This window comes from Paludibaculum fermentans, from assembly GCF_051172195.1.
In the GTDB taxonomy this organism is placed as follows: Bacteria; Acidobacteriota; Terriglobia; order Bryobacterales; family Bryobacteraceae; genus Paludibaculum; species Paludibaculum fermentans_A.
Window position 1 is genome coordinate 997,688 of the sequence record NZ_JBPJAQ010000002.1, and the last position, 20,428, is coordinate 1,018,115.

Genomic DNA, 20,428 nt, shown 5'->3' on the forward strand with positions numbered 1-20,428 from the left:
ATGAGTTTTCGAATACAATACAAATCTGCGGAAATGATAGAAGATTCATGTAGTTGGCTCAGGCTGGGGCCCTAAGGTGGTCTGCTGAGACCACTGAGTCGCCGGATTGGGGCTTATGCGAGCCGGATGCGATAAGATGTGAAAGAATCCTTATTCATGCAGGCGCTACTGCAGACGCTAAAGCCGGGCTCACCCGAATGGGTATTAGCGCGGTCGCTGGATCCGGCGCGTCTTCCCGCACATATCGGAGTGATCATGGACGGCAACGGCCGCTGGGCCAACAGCCGTAGTCTGCCGCGTGCGGCCGGACACAAAGCCGGGGTTGAACCGGTGCGGATGACGGTGGAGACCTGCGCGCAACTGAATGTTCACAGCCTGACGCTATACGCGTTTTCGGTGGAGAACTGGAAGCGCCCGCGCACGGAAGTGGAGACGTTGTGGCGTCTGTTGCGGTACTACCTGCGCAAGGAAGTCGCGCACCTGATGCAGAACAACATCCGGTTGTGGGCGATCGGCCGGTTGGATGAACTATCGGTCGAGATCCGGAAAGAGTTGGATTCGGCGATCGCGGCGACTTCGGGCAACAGCGGCCTGATTCTGAACCTGGCTATCAACTATGGCGGCCGGAGCGAGATTGTCGACGCGGTGAACCGCATGATCGACGAAGCCAGGCGGGCGGGCCGCCTGGATGAATTGAAGGTGGACGAGGACGCCCTGGGCAACCACCTGTACACGGCCGGGCAGCCCGAACCCGACCTGCTGATCCGCACCTCCGGCGAAATGCGGATCTCGAACTTCCTGCTTTGGCAGATTGCGTACGCCGAGCTCTATGTTACGGAGACTTACTGGCCGGATTTCAATCGGATCGCGCTGCTGGAGGCCCTGAAGGCGTACCAGAAACGCGACCGCCGCTTCGGGGGCATTCGACAGGCGCCGGCGCAACCGGCCGCTGACGAACCCGTGTTGGAAGCCGTCAGCTTACCCACTCGATGAAGCGGCTTCTCACTGGTCTGATCATTACCCCGTTCTTTTTCTATGCAGTCGTTTTCGCACCGGACTGGTTCTTTCTGGCGGTCCTGGCGGTAGTCGGCTCTCTCTGTTATTACGAGTATCAAGGGATAGTGGGCGCGCACTTCCCGGGCAGTGGGCCGGATCCACGCCACAGCCCCATCGGCTACCTGGCGGGTGTGCTGCTGCTGGTGCTGCCCAATAGCGAAGCCCTGTACCTGACGCTGTTTGCGCTGCTGGCCTGGGTGCTGGCGATGCGGCGGCGGCCCCTGCCGCAGGTTCTGCCGATCGCCTCGATGAGCGTGCTGGGGGTTCTGTATATCTTCGGAGCGTGGCGGTGTGCCGTATTCCTGCATGGACGGAGCCCGTGGTGGATGCTGTTCGGCGTGGCGATCAACTGGATTGGCGACACTTTCGCGTTTTATTTCGGGAAGAACTTCGGACGCCACAAGCTGGCTCCATCGATTAGCCCGGGTAAGTCGTGGGAGGGGACGATCGCATCGACCGTCTCGTCGATGGCTTTGGGCGCGTTGTTCCTGCACTGGAAGTTCCCGGAGGTGGCCCTGGGTCCGGCACTGCTGCTGTGCCTGGCGGCGAATGTGGCGGGACAGGTGGGGGATTTGTGTGAATCCGCCATCAAGCGCGGGGCCGGTGTGAAGGACAGCGGCAACCTGTTGCCGGGCCATGGCGGCTGGCTGGACCGGGTGGATTCGAGCCTGTTCTCGGTACCTGTGGTTTACTGGTTGTTACAGCAGCGATGGATTCTCCCCTGATCTTTTTTGCGATCCAGTTTGCGGCGGCTGCGCATTCGGGACAGTATCGCAAGGGCACGAATGTGCCTTACCTGATCCACCCGATGCGGGCGGCAGCCACCTTGCTGGACGCCGGATGCCGTGAGACCGTGGCCGTGGCGGCGATGCTGCACGATACGGTGGAGGATTGTTTCGTCACCTACGAGCAGATTGAAGCGCTGTTCGGCGCGGAGGTGGCGGAGCTGGTGCGCGGGGCGAGCGAACCGGACAAGGCGGCCTCGTGGGAGCATCGCAAGGAGCACACGATCGAGCTGCTGCGGAGCGCCAACGAAGATCTGCTGATGGTGGCGATCGCGGACAAAATCGACAATATCCGGTCAATCCGTGAAGATATTGCCCTGCGCGGAGAAGATGCCTGGAAGCGGTTCCGGCGCGGACGCGAGCAGCAGCGCTGGTATTACCAGTCACTGGCTGAAGTGTTTGAGCAGCGCCTGACGGGGCAGCCCGGGGCTGGATTGGCTTCGGTGTTTTCGGCGGAAGTGAGTGCAGTCTTCCAATAGGGACTATCGGTAGATAGTCATGTCAGACAGCAGCTTTACCTTTTAATTACAATTACCTGTCACCGTTCGCATCCTCTTCCGCGTCTTATGAAGAAGCATGCATGTTCTTCAGACTACCCGGGGTGTCTTCAGGCGTCGAAGCCTGGGGTTCGCTCCGTTGCTGGCGCTCTGCGCAATATCGGGATCTCTCTACGCTCAAGTAAACGTTCTGACTGCAAATTACGATTCTTTCCGGACGAATTCCACGAATTCGGAGACGGTTTTGCAGCACTCGAACGTCAACGCAAACCAGTTTGGGAAACTCTACTCATTGCAGGTGGATGGCCAGGTTTACGCCCAACCGCTCTACGTTTCCGGTGTCGATGTGCCGGGGTACGGACAGCGGAACATCCTGGTTGTGGCCACGATGCACAACTCGGTGTATGCGTTCGATGCGGCGGCTCCGCCCACCACTCCGCCGCTCTGGAAGGTCAACCTGGGTACGCCGGTGCCTTCGGCGAACTACAGCATTGAGTACTACTACACGGACATCAGCCCGGAAGTCGGCATTCTGTCGACGCCCGTGATTGACGCAACGACGAAGACGATTTATCTGGTCGCGGCTACGTACAGCGACCGGGCGTACTCCTTCAAGCTGCACGGCCTGGACCTGGCCACCGGAATCCAGGTGGCGGGTGGACCGGTGACCATTTCGGGTGAAGTGCCGGGTATGGGCAGCGATAACAAGGACGGAGTGGTGCCGTTCGTGCCGTTTGCGCACATCCAGCGTCCGGCGCTGCTGCTGCACAACGGCGTGGTTTACGTGGGCTTTGGGTCGCACGGCGATTCCGGAATTTACCACGGCTGGCTGTTTGGCTACAGTGCGGCGAACCTGTCGCAGCAGGTTTCGATCATGAACGCGTCGCCCGACGGGGAAGGTTCATCGTTCTGGATGACCGGTCACGGACCGTCGGTGGACGAAGACGGCAACATTTATACAGCCACGGCGAATGGCGCCTTCGACGGGCAGCGGAACTTCGGGCAGAGCTTCCTCAAGATGGACGCCAACCTGGGGATCCTGGACACGTTCACGCCGGACAACTGGCAGTATCTGAACGATGTGGACAACGACCTGGGCTCGACCACGCCGATTCCGCTGCCGGGCACGGACCTGCTGATCGGCGGCGGTAAAGAGGGCGTGTTGTACGTGATCAAGCGCGGCAACATGGGCCAAATGAGCGAGGGCAACCCGCTGGCGGTGCAGAGTTTCCGGATTGCCGAGGCGGGCTTGTACAACATGGCCTACTGGAACCGGCCGGGGGCTCCGCTGCTGTTTGTGCAGGGATTCGGCGCCCCGGTGCGGGCCTATCAGTTGAAGGACGGGAAGTTCGACACGACGCCGGTGAACGAATCGGTGAACTCGGGCGGGATCCCGTTTCTGGGGATGACGGTCTCGTCGAACCAGGATGATCCGTCGACGGCGATCCTGTGGACCACGAGCACGGATGGCGGCAACGTGGGGCGGCCCTGGCCGGGCGTGTTTCACGCGTTCGACGCCACGGACCTGACGCAGGAGCTGTGGAACAGCGACATGGCGGCCGGTGACACGTTGCCGAGTTTTGCCAAGTTCGGGAACCCGACGGTGGCGAATGGGCGCGTGTACGTGCCGACCTTCTCGAACCAGATTGCCGTGTACGGGCTGAGGTCGGGCGGCACCAACGGGCTTTCCGAGATCAGCGTGGCGAATGCGTTCAGTATGCAGGGCGGGGCGGTATCGCCGGGAGAACTGGTGGCCATCACGGGCACCGGGATTGGTCCGGCCACGGCTGTCGAGTATAAGGCGGATGACACGAGCACGGGTACGCTGCCGCAGATCCTGGGTGGAGTGCGGGTGATGTTCGACGACCAACCGGCGTCGATCGTCTATGCTTCCTCCACCAAGGCAGTGGCGGTGGTGCCGTATTCAGTGATCGGCAAAGGCAATGTGACGGTGACCCTGCAGCACGATGGGTTGACCACGGAACCGCAGACGCTGGAGGTGGTGGAGGCGCATCCGGGCATCGCCACGATGGATGGGTCTGGTGTGGGGGCGGGCGCGTTTGACAATGAGGACGCCACGGCCAACTCGCCGGAGAACCCGGCCTATCCGTCGACGACCATTTCGGGGTTCATCACCGGTGTGGGCGTTACGGATCCCCAGAACGACACGATCGACGAGTCGTACGTCCCTTTCAATTTCCCGCTGCCGAAGCTGACGGTGACGGCGAGTATTGGTGGGGTGGATGCGGAGGTTTTGTACGCGGGCGGACGCCCTGGCCTGCTAGGGCCGGTGATTTATGTCCGGATCCACGTACCGGACCAGATCCAACCGGGCAGTGCGGTGCCGTTGGTGGTGCGGGTGGGGGAATTCACCAGCCGCGCGGTGACGGTGTCGATTGCGGGTGACGGGGCAGCGCCGCTGACGACGAGTCAGCGAGTGGTGCCGAACCGCCAGTTCTCGAAGCAATGAGGAGGGCGGGGCAGCCGGAGCGGTCCGGTTGCCCCGCTTTCTGTTAGAACTTCCAGCGCAGATTGAGTTGACCCTGGCGGGGTGAGCCGGCCGGCAGGAAGACGTGGGTGCTGGTGATGACGCCGCCGTTGGCGTTGTTGACGGTCATGTTGGGCTGACCGTAGTTGACGTGGTTCAGCAGGTTCTGGAACGAAGCCCCGATCTGCACTTCGCCCGCCTTTTCAAACCTCGCCTTTTTCATAATGCCGGCGTTGAAGACGACATAGCCGGGCCCTTCGACGGAGTTGCGGGCGGCGTTGCCGAAGCGTCCGGCAGTGGGCACGGCGAAGGTGGTGCGGTCGAACCAGGCCGCGAGCGTCTGCGGATAAGCGACGGCGCTGATGGCGTCGGGGCGGCCGCCAACCGTGTTGGTGTTGGAGGGATCGCTGCCGGAGAACTGCGGATTCAGCCAGTTGCCGGTGCTGAAGTTGATGAGGGCGTTGAGCTGCCAGCCGCCCAGGAGCTTGCCTTTGCCGAGGGGGAGTTCCCAGAGGGCCTGATTCATCCACTGATGGCGGGGGATGGAGTAGACATCGGCACGGTCGCGGCGGCGGTCGTAGGCGTCTTCGATCTGGGTGTTGATTTCGGCATTGTTGGTGTCGTCGACCTCGCTGAGCTCCTTGGCCCAGACCCAGGTGGAGTTGAACTGCAGGCCACGCGACATGCGTTTGGTGATGCCGGTCTGGAGGCCCTGGTAGCTGTTATTGGCTCCGTTTTCCGCAAAGACCACATTGTTATAGATGGGATAGGGGCGGCGCGACTGGGCAAAGGCGGTGGAGGAGGCGCGGGGCTGGTTGATGTTGCGCATGTAGGGCAGTTGGGTGCCCTTGGAGCCGATGTAGCTGAGGCGCAGGCCGAAGTCGCGGGAGAGTTCGCGCTCGAGCGTGAACGAGTACTGCAGGGAGTAGGTGTTCTTGAGGTCGGACGCCAGGCCATTCAGGTTCAACGTGCCGGCGCTGCCCGGGGCGGCGAAGGGCTGGGCCAGGGTGAAGAGTGGGGCTCCGTTGGCGAAGGCGTTATTGCTGGTGGTGGAGACGGCGAAGGGGCCGGCGACCTGGCTGCCGAGCGCGCCGACGGAGTAGTGGCCGTAGTAGATGCCGGCGCCGCCGCGGATGACGGTTTTGCCCGAGTTGTCGACGCGATAGGAGAAGCCGGCGCGCGGCGCCCAGTTGTTGTTGTCGGAGGTACGCAGGGAGCGGCCCAGGCCGATGGAGTCGGCTGTGATGATGGGCAGGGTGGAGGGGTAGTAGGGGCTGATGAGGCTGCGGGCGGCGGAGGTGGGCAGGACGGCAGAGCCGGTGGCGACGTCGAAGTTGTAGAAGTTATTACCGCGGGCCGCGGCGGGCTGGTTGTACTCGTAGCGGATGCCGTAGTTCAGGCTGAGGCGCGCGTTGAGCTTGAAGTCGTCCTGGACGTAGAACGAGGCATCGGTCCAGCGGAAGTATTGGGCGGCGTAGGGATCGAGGCGGGTGACGGTGGTGGGCAGGCCGAGCAGGAAGTCGCCGTAGGGCTGGCCGGTGTAGCGGTTTTGGAACGAGAAGTTGCCGAACAGGGCGGCGTTGGAGGTGACGTGCTTGTTCACCATCCAATGGACCATTTCGGCTCCGGCCTTGAACGTGTGGCGGCCGGCGATCTTGGTGATGTTGTCGGCGAGTTGCCAGTGGTTGTCGACGACGGGGTTGAGCAGGCTCTGGGTGTAGGTGCTGAGGCCGGTGACGGCGAAGTTCGGCACGCCGGGGGCGCTGGAGCGGACAGGCAGGCCGGTGATGCCGATCTGGTCGAGCAGGCTCTGGCCTTTCACGTCGGCGGACGATTTCGATTCGAGGGCGACGAGGCCGGCGCGGAACTCATTGAAGAGGGTGGGGCTGACCGTCCAGATATCGCCGAAGCTGACGAAGTTCATCTGGCGCAGGTTCTTGGAGGTGCCTTCGGTGACGGGTGGCAACTGGCCGCGGGCGCCGGGGATGTCGTAGTCGTCGTACTTCCACTGGTAGCGCAGGAAGGCGGAGTGGGCGCTGGTGAAGTTGTGATCGATGCGGGTTTCGAAGAGATGGTGGACTTCCGGGCCGTTGAACGCCGCGCGATAGTTGCCGGCGGTGAGGGCGGCGTCGCCGAAGTTGGGCAGCGGGTAAAGGAGCGCCTGGGCCTTCAGTGCTTCGGGGGTGAGGCGGCTGACCGGAATCTTATTGTCGGTGAAGGGGGCGTTGCTGGCGAAGGGGTCGCGGACGGCGGCGCTGAACTGTCCGCCGCGCTGGGCGAGTGTGGGGACGCTGGAGGTGAACGGGTAGCTGCGGACGCCGCGGATCTCTTCAAACGTGAGGAAGGCGAAGGTTTTGTCCTTGCGGAGGGGGCCGCCGGCGCTGAAGCCGAAGTCGTGGATGTTCTGGAACGGGCGGGCGGTGAGGAAGGGGTTGCGGGCGTCGAGGGCGGCGTTCTTGCCATACCAGAAGAGGTCGCCGTGATACTGATTGGTGCCGGACTTCGTGACGGTGGTGACGGTGCCGAGGCCGCCGAATTCGGCGCGATTGGTGGTGAGGTTGGCGGTGAACTCCTCGACGGCTTCCATGGAGGGTTGGGAGACGGGATCGGGGCTGCCGAAGTTGCCGAAGTTGGTTTCGATGCCGTCGACTTTGAGTTTGAGGCCGTTGGGACCGCCGCCGGGCACCATCCAATAGGCTCCGCTGCCCATCTGCACGACGCCGGGTACGGTGAGGGGCATGAGGTTGGCGATGAGGCCGGAGTCGCCGGAGTTGTTATAGACGCTGCGCAGGTTGGAAGGCAGTTCCTGGATCTGCTGTTTGGAGAGGCTGAACGAGACGCTGGGCGATTCGGTCTGGATGACGGGGGAGGCGGATTCGGCGACGGTGACTTCGGCCGAGGCGGACTCGAGGGCGAAGTGGAGGTCCTGGCGCAGGGTGCGGAAGGCGGCCAGCGAGAGTCCGGCGGCCTCGAGCTTGCGGAAGCCCTTGGCTTCGGCGGCGAGTTTGTAGTTGCCGGGGGCGAGGTTGGGGAAGAGGTAATTGCCCGTGGTATTGGTGGCGGTCTCCACGTGGACGCCGGTGGCCTCGTTGGTTAAGACTACGGTGGCGCTGGGGATAGGAGCGCCGCTAGGGTCGACGGCCAGGCCTGTTACGGTGCCCAATGGCGACTGGGCCAGTAGACATACACTGAGAGCGCACAGGAAAAGAAGAAGACGCATAAGTCTTCATTTTGACATCATTGCACGCGTTCATGCACATAGCCGGCGGTGCTGAGGGCGGCCATCAACTCCTGAATATGGCTGGTGCCGCGGGTCTCCATGGTGACATCGATGACGGTGTCGCCGAGGTTGACGCCGTAGTAGGCGCGATCGTGCATGGTCTCGACGATATTGGCTTTCTGTTCCTCGATGACTTCGCAGAGGCGGCGGAGGGCTCCGGGGTGGTCTGTGAGGTGGATGCGCAGGCGGACGAGGCGGCCATCCTTGACGAGACCGCGTTCGATGATGCGGGAGAGCAGGGTGACGTCGATGTTGCCGCCGCAGACGAGCAGGCCGATGCGTTTCCCTTTGTAGGCGGTTTTGTGTTGGAGGACGGCGGCGAGGGCGGCGGCTCCGGCGCCTTCGGCGAGGGTCTTCTCGCGTTCGAGAAGGAGCAGGATGGCGTTGGCGATCTCTTCTTCCTCGACGACGACCATGGAGTCGACGTATTTGCGGACGAGGGGGAGTGTCAGTTCGCCGACACGGCGGACGGCGATACCGTCGGCGATGGTGGTGGCGGCATCGACCGTGACGGGGCCCGAGGCGTGGAGGGCGGCGGCCATGGACGGGAGCCGGGCGGCTTCGACGCCGACAATCTCGATGCGCGGGTTGATCTCTTTCACGGCGCAGGCCAGGCCGCCCAGCAGTCCGCCGCCGCCGGCCGGGGCGATGATGACGTCGAGCGCCGGGTTCTGGGCGAGCATCTCCAGGCCGAGGGTGCCCTGTCCGGCGATGACTGCTTCGTCGTCGAAGGGATGAAGGAAGGTGAGGCCTTCGGCTTCGCACTGGCGCACGGCTTCCTGGTAGGCCTCATCGTAGTTGCGGCCGTGGAGCACGACTTCGGCGCCATAACCGCGGGTGGCTGAGACTTTGACGAGGGGGGTGGCGAGCGGCATGCAGATGCGGGAACGGATGCCGCGGGCGGTGGCATGGTAGGCGACTGCCTGGGCATGGTTGCCGGCCGAGGCGGCGATGACGCCGCGCGATTTCTCAACATCGGTGAGGGTGAGGATCTTATTGAGGGCGCCGCGTTCCTTGAACGAGCCGGTGCGCTGCAGGTTTTCGAGCTTGAGGTAGAGCTCGTTGCCGGAGAGCGTGGAGAGGGACTCGGAGTGGACGAGCGGCGAGAGGCGGATGGACTCGCGGATGCGGGCCATGGCCTTTTGGATGTCGACGAGTCCGATCATTGGGCAAGCACCAGCGTCATGTATTTCAGACTAGCGCGGATGGACGGGGCCGGGCCTGGTTCAACTGTTGAATGAGGTGCCGAGCATCAGCAGGCTGGCGGCGATCATGGTGATGGCGCAAGTCCACCCGAGGCCGCGCAGCCAGGGCCCGTTGCGGTGTTCACCCATGATGTCGGCGCGGCTGGTGAGCAGGATAACGAGGATCAGCAGGGGTGGGGCGAGTACGCCGTTGACGACAGCAGACCAGAACAACATTCTGACTGCATCGAGGCCCGCGTAGTTGAGGCCGAGGCCCAGCGCCATGGCGACGGCAATTACGCCATAGAAGCCGTGCGCGAGGGGCGGATGCACTTCCAGGGAACCCACCCAGTTGGCGGCCTCGGCGATGGCATAGGCGCACGAGCCGGCGAGCACGGGTACGCCGAGCATGCCGGCGCCGATCAGGCCGAGGCTGAAGAGCCAGTAGGCACCATCGCCGGCGAGCGGGCGGAGGGCTTCGGCTGCATCCTGGGCTGTCGAGATGGACGTCTTGCCGTGTGCGTGCAGCGTGGCGGCCGAGGTGAGGATGATGAAGTACATCACCAGGTTGGAGACGAACATGCCGGTGAGCACGTCGTTCCTGGAGCGGCTGAGCTCCCGCCGGGAGGCGCCTTTGCGCTGCTCCACCGTGACGCGGCCTTGGGCCTCTTCCTCCTCCACCTCCTGCGCGGCCTGCCAGAAGAACAGGTACGGCGAGATGGTGGTGCCGAGGATGCCGACCAAGGTGGCCCAGAAGGCGGGGGTCCATTGGACACTGGGGATGAATGTCGCGCGCAGGACGGCGTTCCAATCCGGGTGGGCCAGGAGAGCCGCGGCCACATAGGCGAACAGGGCCAGGGTGAGCCACTTGAAGATACGCACAATGGAGCGGTAGCTGGTCCAGAACAGCATGCCGACGAGGAATAGAGCGTAGATGGGCGTCCAGTAGTAGGCGTTGATTCCGGTGAGGAGTTGCGTGACTCCGGCCATGCCGCCGAGATCTGCCGCGATGTTGACGATATTGGCTACCAGCAAGAGGGCGCAGGCGATCCACAGGACCCAGCGCGGGTAGCGGCGGCGGATGAGGCTGGCGAGTCCCTGGCCGGTGACCTGCCCCAGGCGGGCGCACATGATCTGCACCGCGGACATGAGGGGGAAGGTGAAGAGTGCGGTCCAGAGCGGCTGGTAGCCGAACGCGGCTCCGGTGACGGAATAGGTGGAGATGCCGGAGGGGTCGTCATCGGCGGCGCCAGTGATGAGGCCTGGTCCGAGTTCAGAGAAGAAGCGGCGAAAACGACCGGTGAGAATCTGTGCGCCCTTCTGCGTCTTTGCCCGCAAAGACTTGTGGTCCAAGACTCCTCCCAGTAGGCTGCCCGGAAACCGCGGCGGCGCGATTTTACCTGACTCGCTGGATGCTCTACGCTTCGAGTTGGTTTCAGGGTAAGGCGGAGGGCGAGGGGGCAGTGCCACGGCGGGCTGCCGCCTGACGGCCGCGATTTAGGAAAAACTAGCGAAAAACGGGCCTTTTCGCTAAAATGGTATTTCCTTGATTTCCGTCAACAACCTCACCATGCGCTTCGGCGCCAAGATTCTGTTCGAAGACGTCACCACTACGTTTCTTCCCGGGCGGCGTTATGCCATTTCAGGACCCAACGGGGCGGGGAAGTCGACGCTGATGAAGATCTTCACCGGCGAGTTGGATGCCTTTAAGGGCTCGGTCACTAAACCCAAGCGCATGGGCGTGTTGCGGCAGGATCAGTTCGCCTTCGATGCGTATCGCGTGTTGGACGTGGTGATCATGGGGAACGCTCCGCTGTGGCAGGCGATGCAGGAGCGCGAGGCGTTGTACGAGAAGGATCACACGCTGCTGACCGATGATGACGGCATGCGGCTGGGTGAGTTGGAAGGGATTGTCGGCGAAGAGGGCGGTTACAGCGCGGAGAGTGATGCGGCGATCCTGCTGTCGGGATTGGGTGTCGATGACGAACTGCACGAGCGCCGGATGGGCGAATTGCAGGGCGGCCAGAAGGTCCGTGTGTTGCTGGCGCAGGCGTTGTTCGGCAACCCCGAAGTACTGCTGCTGGACGAACCGACAAACCACCTGGACCTGGATTCGGTGCACTGGCTGCAGGATTACCTGTGCAAGTACGAAGGGCTGCTGATCGTCATCTCGCATGACCGGCATTTCCTCAATAGCGTCTGCACACACACGGCCGACATCGATTACGAGACGGTGATCACGTACACCGGCGGCTACGACGACATGGTGCTGGCGAAGATGCAGATCCGGTCGCGGATTGAAGCGCAGAACGAGCAGCGTGAGAAGAAGATTGCGCAGTTGAACGAATTCATCGCGCGATTCTCGGCGGGTACGCGATCGAGCCAAGTGACGTCGCGCAAGAAGGAAGTGGAGCGGCTGCAGAATTCCGACCTGGCGCGATCGAACATCCAACGGCCATTTATCCGCTTCCAGATCGAGCGTCCGTCCGGACGGCATCCGCTGGAGATCCAGGGTTTGTCGAAGTCGTACGACGATCTTAAGGTGATCAACAAGTTTTCGGCGAAGATTGCGCGCGGCGAGAAGATCGCGTTGATGGGCCGCAACGGCTGCGGCAAGACCACGATGCTGCGCAGCGTGCTGCGCAATGCTCCGGGTGGTATCGACGAAGCGGACAAGGCGTTCGCGATTGATGCGGGTACGGTCACCTGGGGGCATGAAGTTTCGGTCGGCTACTTCGCGCAGGATCATCGCGAGTCGATCCAGCACGGAATGACGGTGATCGAGTGGCTGTACCAGTTCGATCCGAGGGCTTCGCAGGAAGAGCTGCGCGGGTTGCTGGGCCAGATGCTGTTTAGCGGTGACGATGCGTTGAAGCCGACGCAGGCGCTGTCGGGCGGCGAGGCGGCGCGCATCATCTTCTGCCGGCTGATGCTGCAGAAGCCGAACCTGCTGGTGCTGGACGAACCCACGAACCACCTGGACCTGGAATCGATCAACGCTTTGAACATTGCGCTGCAGAAGTATGACGGGACGGTGTTGCTGGTGACGCACGATCACGACGTGATCGAAGAAGTGGCTACCCGCATCTGGCACTTCGACCACGGCAGGATCGAAGACTTCCCGGGTACGTACGAAGAGTATCAGGCGGCGCAAGCGCAGGAGAAAAAGTAAGAGCCGGCGCATGGCCGGCCCTCACTAGCTTCCAGTTGGGTGACGAAGCGGCGATGGCCGCTAATCCCGGCCCGGCTTCACCGGTTCCGGCATCTGTTCCTTGGTGAACCGCGGCAGAACCTCGTCGCGATTGGCCAGGTGCCACACGGCGCCAGCGATCACGATGGAGGCGTTCATGGCGTCTTCCGGCACGATGCGTTCATAGGTATCGAGATTCGTATGCCAGGTGGTGCCGAAGTACTCGATGGGATCCTGGCCGAGACCGATGCCCGCGAGGCCGGCTGCATTGAAGGATGTGCTGTCGGTGCCCCCGGTGCGGCGGCTCTTGCTGGCTGAAGCGCCTGCTACGCCGAGGTCGGCGAAGGGATCGAGGGCCGACTTCAGGACATCGGCTGCTTCCTGCGGTCCAAAGACATTGGCCATGCGTACGCGGCCCGTGCCGGAGTCGATGTTGAAGTAGGCGACTAGTTTGCCGAATTCGGCCTTTGGCTCTTCAAACGTACCAAAGTGCTGCTTCACATAAGCCTGCGAACCGAGCAGGCCCTGTTCTTCGGCGCTCCAGAGGGCGATGCGGATGGTGCGGCGGGGCTGTACGCCGAGTGCCTGGATGAGCCGTGAGGCCTCCATCATCATGGAAGATCCGATGCCGTTGTCGGTCGCGCCGGTGGCGGAGTGCCATGAGTCGAGGTGGCCGCCCAGCATGACGACTTCGTCCGCCTTGTCGGTGCCCGGAATCTCGGCGACCACGTTATAAGTTGTCTTGCCTTCGGGATAGGTGTGATTGGCAATGTCGAACTCCATCTCCACCTTTTCGCCATCCTCGAGCAGACGGGCGATGCGGCCGTAATCCTCATTGCGCAGGACCACGGTGGGCACTGCCTTCGTGAGGTCGTAGGAGCGGTTGTTGAACGCGCGCACCATGCCGTGAGCCATCGCTGCGTCATTGACGCGAACCAGGGCGCCGTTGGCGACCAGCCACTCATCCAGTTGAGTGTTCACCTGGGCGGCGGTGAGCTTGCCGGACTCGGGCTTGGCGGGCGGCGTGCGATTGGGGCCGCCCGGTCCACCAGGTCCACCCTGGCCGGAGAGCCTGCGTTGCAGGGCTTCGTCGTCCATGCGTTTCGCTACCGCTGTGAAGTTGACGGGGATCACGGTGGGTTTGCCCACCATCACGATGCGACCGTTCACCTTATCCTTATTGGCTGCGAGCCACGCGGTGAACTCTTCCTGCGTGGGCGTCTTGGGCGGTTCCACCAGGATGGCCAGCGACTTTGCCGCGCCTTTGGTGGAAGGGGTCCAGGAGAGAACCTCGAACACGAGGTTGTCCTTGATCGGAGCGGTGACAAAGCCCGTAGCACGCTCGTTCAGCCAGCCGGGGTGGCCAAACTCCCAGGCTTCGAGATGGGCATTCTTGAGACCCCACTCGGTCATCTTGTCGCGCGCCCACTTGGCCGCCGCCTCGTAATTGGGGGAACCAGTAAGGCGCGGGCCATAGCGGTCAGTGAGGATGTGCAGGGTCTTCATGACCTGCGAATTGGCGGCTTCTTCCTTGCGGAGCTTCTGGTTGACGTCCGAGTTGATGCGCTCTTCCGCGGTAACGAGGAGAGCGCTGGCGAGTAGCAGCAGAGCGAGACGCATATGGAGTCAGGATAACCGACGCGCTACCATATTCGTTGCCATGGAACTGAAATCGGTGCGCCTGAGTATTCCTGAGGACGGCAACATTATTGTTGGCCAGAGTCACTTCATCAAGACCGTAGAGGACATCTACGAAGCCATTGTGAATACGGTGCCGCAGATGAAGTTCGGGATCGCGTTCTGCGAAGCGTCGGGCGCCTGCCTGATTCGGGCCGACGGCAATGATGATGCACTCAAGGCGCTGGCGGTGCAGAATGCCCAGGCGGTTGCGGCGGGACATACATTCTTCATCTGCATGCGCGAGGGTTATCCCATCAACCTGCTGCCGCGCATCAAGGAAGTCCCGGAGGTGGTGGGGCTGTTCTGCGCCACGGCGAATCCGCTGGAAGTGATTGTGGCGGAGACGGAACAGGGGCGCGGCGTGCTGGGCGTCATCGACGGCGAGAAGCCGAAGGGCGTGGAAGGCCCGGAAGATGTCGAGTGGCGGCACGGCCTGCTGAGAAAGATTGGGTACAAGCGCTGACGGGAATTTTGCGGCACCTGTAAGAATTGAGACTTCCGGCCGTCATCCATCCAGATGTGGATGCTCCTCAGCTGGCAGTTCTGGCCGCTCTATCTGCTCATAGCCGCAATGTGGCTGCTGCCCGCCCGCTGGCGAAAGACTCGCTTCTCTGTGTTGAGCTTCCTGGGGTTCGCGGCCCTTGCGGTGTGGATTCTGCTGCCGGCGCCGCGGATGATTGAACCGGACGGGCCGTACGGCGTGGGGACCCGGATCTTCCGCTGGGTGGACGAGTCGCGCCCGGAGGTGGCGACAGAGGATCCACACGACCGACGCAACGTGATCCTACAGGTTTTCTATCCGACGGATAAGGGTGATGCGGGGCCGCATTCCGTCTATATGGATGGGCTCTCCAACCTGCCTGAGCGGGTTTCGGTGCTGCCTCGATTCCTCCTCAGGAACTTTGATCGCATCGATACACACAGCGTGACGGGTGCGGCCTTCGCCCCAGGCGGGCAGCGCTGGCCCGTGGTGATCTTCTCGCCGGGGTACGGTGCGACGCGGTCGTTCTATACCAGCCTGATTACCGGACTGGCGAGCCGTGGCCTGGTGGTGCTGGCGATCGATCATCCCTATGAAGCCGGCGTAGCAGAACTGGCCGGGGGCGAGGTGGTGGGTACGGTGGTCAGACGCCTGCCCAACGATCCGGACTTGATCGGCTACATGACGCGGCAGCAGGGCATCCGGGTTGCGGACATTCGCTTCGCACTGGACAGGATTGCGCAAACCGAGTTTGCGCCCCATCTCGACTTTGGCCATCTCATGGCGGCCGGCCATTCATTTGGGGGCGCCAGTTCCCTGGCGGCCATGGGCGAAGACCGGCGGATTCAGGCTGCCGTGAACATCGACGGCACTCCGTATGGATCGCTACCGGAGAAGCACCTGGATCGTCCCGTAATGATGATTGTGAGCGACCCCGCGATGGGGAAGAGTAGCGAGTCGTTCCGGACAGGCAACCAGCGGATCCTCCGGAATTTGTCGGGCGCTGCCGGGTATCGCTACACTTTCGGAGGCAACAGCCACTACAGCTTCAGCGATTTCCCGCTGTTCTTTTCGCGTCCGGGGCAGTGGCTGCTGGCGCGCACCGTGGGTGGTTCCTGGGATCCGGAGGAGACACAGCGCGCGACGCTGGAATTCCTGACGGCGTTCCTGATGGATCCGGCAGGTCTGGACCGTGTTCAGGCACACTACTCGTGGGTCAGCGGCGGACGGGTCCAGGCGGGCGGCTCTGCACGGAGTCGTTGAAAGAGATGCTGCTCCTCGGGCAAGTCTTATTCCTTACCCGAGGAGGAGCGGTGGTCCATCCCGACGGGCGGAGCTAGCCGATCAGCTTCCGTCCGTGGATGGCGCTGTGGCGGATCGCCAGCACCGAGGATCTGCGCCAATCCTCGGTCTCCTCCGCGTCGCTGGCCGCGCTGGCCGGAGTCACTTCCGCGACTGCGCCAGTGAGATCATACTTGAGCCACAGCCATACAAACAGTGCCCAATACACGGGCCCGGCCACGAACAGGCCGGAGAACACAAAGAGGCTCGTACTCGGATGCCTCATCACGTGCCAGGCTTCCATGCCCGCCAGCACACCAGTCACCAACAGGAAAATGAACAGCGCTCGTTTGATCACCAGGTTCCGCATTTTCGTCCCTTCCGATCGTCCGTTGCCCGTCTGCTTCTCTGATGTGCCCAGTATGCGGCGGGGCTCAGGCCTGGTCCTATCCCCTCCGCAGAGTATCTTTGCCCCCGGCGGCACAGGGGTGCCTGCGCGACGTCCTGAGCCATGGCATCATAAGGACAATGTCTAAACTGAAGGATCTGCAACGCGAACTGGGCTTTAACACGCGAGCTCTTCACGCCGGTTACGACCCTGACCCGACGACGAAGGCGCGCGCCGTACCGATTTACCAGACCACGTCGTTTGCGTTCGACGACTCGGCCGATGCCGCCCAGTTGTTCGCGCTGCAAAAGTTCGGCAACATCTATACGCGCATCATGAACCCGACCACCGATGTGCTGGAGAAGCGCGTCGCGTCGCTGGAAAATGGCGCAGCCGCACTGGCCGTGGCTTCCGGGCAATCGGCGCAATTCCTGGCGCTGAACTCGCTGCTGCAGGCCGGCGATCACTTTGTATCGTCCAGTACGCTCTACGGCGGCACGTATACGCAGTTTGACGTTACATTCCGCCGCATGGGCATCGACGTGACCTTTGTCGAGCCGGACGATCCAGAGAATTTCCGCAAGGCCATCACGCCCAAGACGCGGGCCATCTATGGCGAAACGCTCTCGAACCCGCGCGGCAACGTCCTGGACATCGAAGCTGTCGGAAAAATCGCGGCCGAAGCCGGACTGCCGTTCCTGATCGACAATACCTTTGCTTCGCCCTATCTGTGCCGTCCCATCGACTGGGGCGCGAACATCGTCCTGCACTCGCTCACCAAGTTCATTGGCGGCCATGGCACGTCCATCGGCGGCATCATTGTCGATGGCGCGAAGTTCGACTGGTCCAAGGGGCCGTTCCCGATGATCAACCAGCCTTCGCCGGCCTATCACGGCATGAACTTCGCTGAGACCTTCGGCGCCATTGCGTTCATCCTGAAGACGCGGGTGGAAGGCCTGCGTGACCTGGGTCCCGCGCTGAGCCCGTTCAATTCATTCCTGTTCCTGCAGGGCATCGAGACGCTGGGCATGCGCATGGACCGGCATGTCCACAACGCCCAGGTTGTGGCAGAGTGGCTGGAAGAGCACTCTTCCGTGGCATGGGTGAAATACGCGGGGTTGAAATCCAGCCCGTACAATTCACTGGCCCGGAAGTACATGCCGAAGGGCGCCGGGGCTGTATTCAGCTTCGGCATCAAGGGCGGGTATGACGCGGGCGTGAAGTTCGTCAACAGCCTGAAGGTGTTTTCGCATCTGGCGAATGTCGGCGATGCGCGGTCGCTGGTGATCCACCCGTCCTCGACGACGCACCAGCAACTCTCGCCGGAGCAGCAGACGGCAGCCGGTGTGACGGGTGACCTGATCCGGTTGTCTGTTGGCCTGGAAGACCTGGAAGATCTGCTCTGGGATCTCGGCCAGGCCCTCGAAGCTTCGCAGAAGTAATTTGCAACGACGTTTGGCTTGACCGCCTTACTCCTGCCTCAGCGCCGACATGGGATCGACCCGTGCCGCGCGCCAGGCGGGCAGGATGCAGGCGGCCAAGGCGACGCACAGGAACAGCGCGCTCACGCTGAGCAACGTGAGCGCGTCCATCACCGACGTTGCAAAGAGCATGGATTGCAAAAACCGGGCCAGGGCCAGCGCCCCCAGAAAGCCGGCGGCGAGGCCTGCCAGCACCGGTACCGATCCGCCGCCGACGACCAGTCGCATCAGATCGGCGCGCGTCGCGCCCATCGCAGAGCGGATCCCCATTTCCTGTGTGCGCCGGGCTGTGACGAATGAGAGAACTCCGTAGATGCCCGCGCACGCGAGCAGCAGGGCCAGTACGGCAAAGCCGCCCAGCAGCAGGGCCGGCAGGCGGCGATCCATCACGATCTCTTCCTTCATCTGGGCCACGGTCATGGGCCGGTCCAGCACCTGGTTTCTGTCAACACGCCAGATGGCAGCCTGCAGCGACTTGATGAGCACGGATGGATCGCCGCTGCCGCGCGCGACGACGCCCAGGCCGACCACGGGTACCTGGGCGAAGGCGGCGTAGCAGCCGTCATTGGTTGCCGCATCGAGTCCATTGCTCTTTTCGCTGCTCACCACGCCGACGATCTCCCAGGAGACCTCTTCTCCGATCTCACGGCGCGACGGCAGCAGGCGGTTGGCGACGATGCGCTGGCCGATGGGGTTCTGGTCCTTCATATAGCTGCGCACGAACGAGTCGTTCACCACGATGACGCGTGGACCGCCGGCGATGTCCTGTTCGTTCAGGACGCGTCCGGCGATGAGACGCAGGCGCAGGGCTGGAAAATACCCTGGTGTGACGACTTTGAATCCGATGGAGCGGTTTTCCCTGGCTTTTCCAGGAAAGTGAAATGGCATACCGTCGCCCCAGCCCTGCATGGGCAGGGCGCTGGCCAATGCCGCCTCCTGGATGCCCGGCATACTGCGCGCCTCCTCCACCACCTGGTCCGCGTAGTGGATCAGTTCTGCGGCCTGGGGTTTCGTCTGCCGGTCCTGCGGCAGGAAGCCGGCGACCACTCCGGTCTCGTCGAAACCCACATCGACATTCAGCAGACGATGGAGGCTGCGCATCAACAGGCCGCCGCCGGTGAGCAGGATGAACGCCATGGCCACCTGGATGGAGACGAACGACTGCCGGGCCATGAACTTTCCGCGACTGCCTGAGCCTCCGCGGCCGCCTTCTTTCAACGATTCCGCCGTATTGCCGCGGGCTGCCTGGATCGCTGGAGTCAGGCCGAAGGCGATGCCGGTGAGCACGGTCGCCGCGGCCAGGAAAAGGAGCGCCCGGCCGTCCAGGGCGATGCTGGATTCGGTCGGGAAATAGTAGGGCGGCAGCACGCTCTGGATCCAGCGCAGCAGGCCGGCGCCTAACCCGATTCCCAGCAGGGCGCCTACGGATGACAGCAGCAGACTCTCTGTCAGCAGCATGCGGATCATGCGGCCGCGGCCCGCCCCCAGCGCCATGCGGAGCGCGATCTCCCTTGACCTGAGCGTCGAGCGCGCCATCAGGAGATTTGCCAGATTCGCACAGCCGATGAGCAGTACAGCCAACACCGCGGACATGAGGATCACGAGGGTGCTGCGCATCTGATCGCCCACCAGGCGGTCGAGATAGCGGTCGATTGTAGCACTCCAATCCGTTTTGCCCACCGCTGGATAGAGGTGCGCGATGTGCGTAGCCAGCGTTTCCATTTCCGAACGCGCCTGTTCGATGGTGACGCCCCGGCGCAGGCGGGCGACGACGCGCAGGTAGTGATAGTTGCGGGCCGCGTCCGGCGCCACCACGAGCGGTACGTACAGGTCGGCCCAGCCGCGATCGTACTCCGTGCCGCCCGGCAGCACGCCGATGACAGTGTAGGAGTTGCCATTCAGTCTCACCTGGCGCCCCACCACTCCAGGGTCACCGCCGAAGACACCCTGCCAGAGGCGGTTGGTCACCACCACCACCTTGTCCTTGCCCGGTTCGTCCTCATCCCTGGCGAACGTGCGACCCAGTGTCGCGTGGGCGCCGAACACCTCGAAATAGGGCGCCGAGACGTTCTGCGCATGAAGCGAGCGCGGTTCGCCGCCGCCGGAATAGCTCATGCTGCCGCCCGTCAGCGCGGCCATCGCTTCGAATGAATGGCTCTGCTTCGCCCAATCGCGGTAGTTCCCCCCGGCGACACCATTTCGCTGGTAACCCGGCGGTTTCTCCCAGATCTGCACAATGCGTTCGGGCTCGGGATAGCTGGCCGGTTTCAGCAACACTCCGTCCACCAGGCTGAAGATGGCAGCGTTTGCGCCGAGGGCCAGGGCGATGGTGAACACAGCGAAGAACGTGAAGCCCGGGCTCTTGCGCAGCACGCGTGCGGCGTAGCGCAGATCCTGTATCAGCGTCTCGATGGCGGAGCCCATGCGTGCATCCCTAACTTTTTCTTTCACCTGTTCCAGACCCTCATACTCCAGGCGCGTGGCCCGCAGTGCGTCTTCGCGGGACTGCCCCTTCGCCATGCGGCGCTCCGTATGAATCTCGAAGTAAGTGCGGACCTCTTCGTCGAGTTCGTCCTCCACCTGGCGGCGGCGCAGCCAGCGGTGCAGCAGATTTCGGGCTCGGCTGGTCCACGCCAC

General features: G+C 62.8%; 14 protein-coding genes. 8 read left to right on the top strand and 6 right to left on the bottom strand.

The features are described 5' to 3' along the window. The first annotated feature begins 156 nt into the window (after positions 1-156). The 4 genes from ACR9Y2_RS30670 to ACR9Y2_RS30685 all read left to right on the top strand — a co-directional run bounded on the left by ACR9Y2_RS30670 (position 157) and on the right by ACR9Y2_RS30685 (position 4,808). A complete protein-coding gene (locus tag ACR9Y2_RS30670) occupies positions 157-993 on the top strand; it encodes an isoprenyl transferase (RefSeq protein ID WP_435045689.1) in 837 nt (278 codons plus the stop codon). Continuing rightward, positions 990-1,781, top strand: coding sequence for a phosphatidate cytidylyltransferase (locus tag ACR9Y2_RS30675; RefSeq protein ID WP_435045690.1), 792 nt, complete (start codon positions 990-992; stop codon positions 1,779-1,781). Before ACR9Y2_RS30670 ends, ACR9Y2_RS30675 begins: the two co-directional genes overlap by 4 nt. Beyond that, entirely contained in the window at positions 1,766-2,320 is a 555-nt protein-coding gene (locus ACR9Y2_RS30680) for an HD domain-containing protein (RefSeq protein ID WP_435045691.1), read from the top strand. The genes ACR9Y2_RS30675 and ACR9Y2_RS30680 overlap by 16 nt, the downstream gene beginning before the upstream one ends. A gap of 262 nt (positions 2,321-2,582) precedes the next feature. Next, positions 2,583-4,808 carry a hypothetical protein gene (locus ACR9Y2_RS30685; protein WP_435045692.1) on the top strand — a complete coding sequence of 742 codons (2,226 nt, stop codon included), beginning with the start codon at positions 2,583-2,585 and terminating at the stop codon, positions 4,806-4,808. Between the two features lie 43 nt (positions 4,809-4,851). Here ACR9Y2_RS30685 and ACR9Y2_RS30690 read toward each other — a convergent pair whose 3' ends face one another. From ACR9Y2_RS30690 to ACR9Y2_RS30700, 3 genes are read right to left on the bottom strand one after another with little or no spacing between them, the layout of a single operon-like run. Further along, the gene (locus ACR9Y2_RS30690) at positions 4,852-8,046 is read right to left on the bottom strand and encodes a carboxypeptidase regulatory-like domain-containing protein (protein ID WP_435045693.1); all 3,195 of its coding nucleotides are present in this window, start codon (positions 8,044-8,046) and stop codon (positions 4,852-4,854) included. 17 nt (positions 8,047-8,063) lie between these two features. After that, positions 8,064-9,272 carry a threonine ammonia-lyase gene (locus tag ACR9Y2_RS30695; RefSeq protein WP_435045694.1) on the bottom strand — a complete coding sequence of 403 codons (1,209 nt, stop codon included), beginning with the start codon at positions 9,270-9,272 and terminating at the stop codon, positions 8,064-8,066. 60 nt (positions 9,273-9,332) lie between these two features. After that, positions 9,333-10,643, bottom strand: a complete 1,311-nt coding sequence (locus ACR9Y2_RS30700) for an NRAMP family divalent metal transporter (RefSeq protein ID WP_435045695.1) — start codon at positions 10,641-10,643, stop codon at positions 9,333-9,335. Between the two features lie 193 nt (positions 10,644-10,836). Between ACR9Y2_RS30700 and ACR9Y2_RS30705 the strand changes: the two genes are divergently transcribed. Then, on the top strand, positions 10,837-12,462 hold the full coding sequence (locus ACR9Y2_RS30705; RefSeq protein WP_435045696.1) for an ABC-F family ATP-binding cassette domain-containing protein: 1,626 nt from the start codon (positions 10,837-10,839) through the stop codon (positions 12,460-12,462). Between the two features lie 60 nt (positions 12,463-12,522). Here ACR9Y2_RS30705 and ACR9Y2_RS30710 read toward each other — a convergent pair whose 3' ends face one another. Next, the gene (locus ACR9Y2_RS30710) at positions 12,523-14,100 is read right to left on the bottom strand and encodes a M20/M25/M40 family metallo-hydrolase (RefSeq protein WP_435045697.1); all 1,578 of its coding nucleotides are present in this window, start codon (positions 14,098-14,100) and stop codon (positions 12,523-12,525) included. Positions 14,101-14,140: 40 nt separating this feature from the next. Here ACR9Y2_RS30710 and ACR9Y2_RS30715 point away from each other — a divergent pair, with 40 nt between their 5' ends. Both ACR9Y2_RS30715 and ACR9Y2_RS30720 read left to right on the top strand, forming a co-directional pair. Continuing rightward, a complete protein-coding gene (locus ACR9Y2_RS30715; protein WP_435045698.1) occupies positions 14,141-14,623 on the top strand; it encodes an adenosine-specific kinase in 483 nt (160 codons plus the stop codon). A 60-nt stretch (positions 14,624-14,683) separates the two neighbouring features. Further along, positions 14,684-15,904, top strand: a complete 1,221-nt coding sequence (locus ACR9Y2_RS30720) for an alpha/beta hydrolase family protein (protein ID WP_435045699.1) — start codon at positions 14,684-14,686, stop codon at positions 15,902-15,904. 73 nt (positions 15,905-15,977) lie between these two features. Here ACR9Y2_RS30720 and ACR9Y2_RS30725 read toward each other — a convergent pair whose 3' ends face one another. Continuing rightward, positions 15,978-16,292 (bottom strand): hypothetical protein, encoded by a 315-nt coding sequence (locus tag ACR9Y2_RS30725; protein WP_435045700.1) that lies wholly within the window; start codon positions 16,290-16,292, stop codon positions 15,978-15,980. Positions 16,293-16,450: 158 nt separating this feature from the next. Here ACR9Y2_RS30725 and ACR9Y2_RS30730 point away from each other — a divergent pair, with 158 nt between their 5' ends. Beyond that, on the top strand, positions 16,451-17,752 hold the full coding sequence (locus ACR9Y2_RS30730) for an O-acetylhomoserine aminocarboxypropyltransferase/cysteine synthase family protein (protein WP_435045701.1): 1,302 nt from the start codon (positions 16,451-16,453) through the stop codon (positions 17,750-17,752). 27 nt (positions 17,753-17,779) lie between these two features. On the opposite strand, the gene ACR9Y2_RS30735 is transcribed toward ACR9Y2_RS30730, so the two are convergent. After that, on the bottom strand, positions 17,780-20,428 hold the full coding sequence (locus ACR9Y2_RS30735) for an ADOP family duplicated permease (RefSeq protein ID WP_435045702.1): 2,649 nt from the start codon (positions 20,426-20,428) through the stop codon (positions 17,780-17,782).